Source organism: Porphyromonas sp. CAG:1061, assembly GCF_000435035.1.
Lineage (GTDB): Bacteria > Bacteroidota > Bacteroidia > Bacteroidales > Porphyromonadaceae > Porphyromonas_A > Porphyromonas_A somerae.
Genome location: NZ_HF988871.1, coordinates 1 through 1229, shown reverse-complemented (window position 1 = coordinate 1229; position 1229 = coordinate 1). Strand labels below are relative to the sequence as shown.

Genomic DNA, 1229 nt, shown 5'->3' with positions numbered 1-1229 from the left:
AGCAACCAATTGGTTGCTCGCCCCCTTTATTAATATAGCTTGGCGCTACTCTTAGAATACAAAGGTTAGACCAAGGGTGCTAGATACACCTGCAAGAGTGGTAGTTACCTTATCCTTCTTGAATGAGCTACTAGTGTATCCTAGACCTAGTGTAAGACCTACGTTAGGATTCACAAAGTAGGTTACACCACCACCTACACCATAGTATAGACCACCAGCTGAGGTAGTAGTCTTACTGTCAGATACAGGAGCTTTACTTGTAGAGGAGAGATGTGCATACCCTACCTGAGCGCTAAGGAATGGACGGATGTTGCTATTTGGTAAGAAGAAATAGCTTACTGCAGGAGCGATAATAAAGGTACCCTCACTGTCGCCATCACGACCAGAAAAGTCGTAGCCTAGTTCAGCACCTACTGCAAGGTTGTCGATCACGAAATAGCGTGCGTCGAAAGCAAGCTTAAGGTTGGTAGTAGCTTTAGTATCAGTTTGCTTATTACCATCAACCGTCATTGAAGGCTTGCCAGAGAATAGAGATAGAGAGGTGCCAGCACCTACCATCATCTTACCTGCCTCAGTCTGAGCAAAAGCGCTTACAGAGCATAGAGCCATCACTGCGGTGGCTACCATTAGTTTAATTGTCTTCATGATAAAATCTAAATCTAATTGTTAAACAAATATACAATCATTATATATTCGGTAGCAAATATACGAATATATATTGAATTATTGCTATATGACAATATAATCAATCACCCTACAGTTCGCCATCGCGGTAGTAGAGGAAGCGGAGGTAGTCGGTGAAGATGATATTTTGTAGCGAGTTCTTATAGCGGTCAAATTGCTCCTTATTACCCCCTTTGAGCTGATACCCTTTGAGGTCACGATCACCAATGTCTTTGGTCTCAATATAACCGATGTCTCATAATCCTGATTCGCAGGGCTACGCATTTGAAGTTAATGACCCTATTGAGAATGTTGCACGAAGTGCCATTCTCGCACATTTGCTTCAAATGTGCTGAGACTTTGCACGAAGGATGAGATGCAAGGCACTGAGGATGAGGCTGAAGGGAGCGTACTCACGTACATGACCTAGGCCGAATTCCGAAAGCAACGCAGCAGATCGCCTTCGTGCAACAGTCTCAAAGGTGAAGTCGGGTCGACCGATGTTGTTGGTGCCTTGTGCCTCCTCGGTGATGGCGATCTTCTTGGGGAGGAGTTGGCGGAGGAGC

Annotated in this window: 1 protein-coding gene and 1 pseudogene; both read right to left on the bottom strand. The window is 44.8% G+C overall.

Annotation, left to right across the window (positions count from 1 at the left end; all coding sequences use genetic code 11):
• Positions 1-51: 51 nt before the first annotated feature.
• Positions 52-645, bottom strand: coding sequence for an outer membrane beta-barrel protein (locus QVO39_RS01930; RefSeq protein ID WP_288171532.1), 594 nt, complete (start codon positions 643-645; stop codon positions 52-54).
• Positions 646-1006: 361 nt separating this feature from the next.
• Positions 1007-1229 (bottom strand): annotated as a pseudogene (locus tag QVO39_RS01925) (hypothetical protein); the annotation flags it as partial.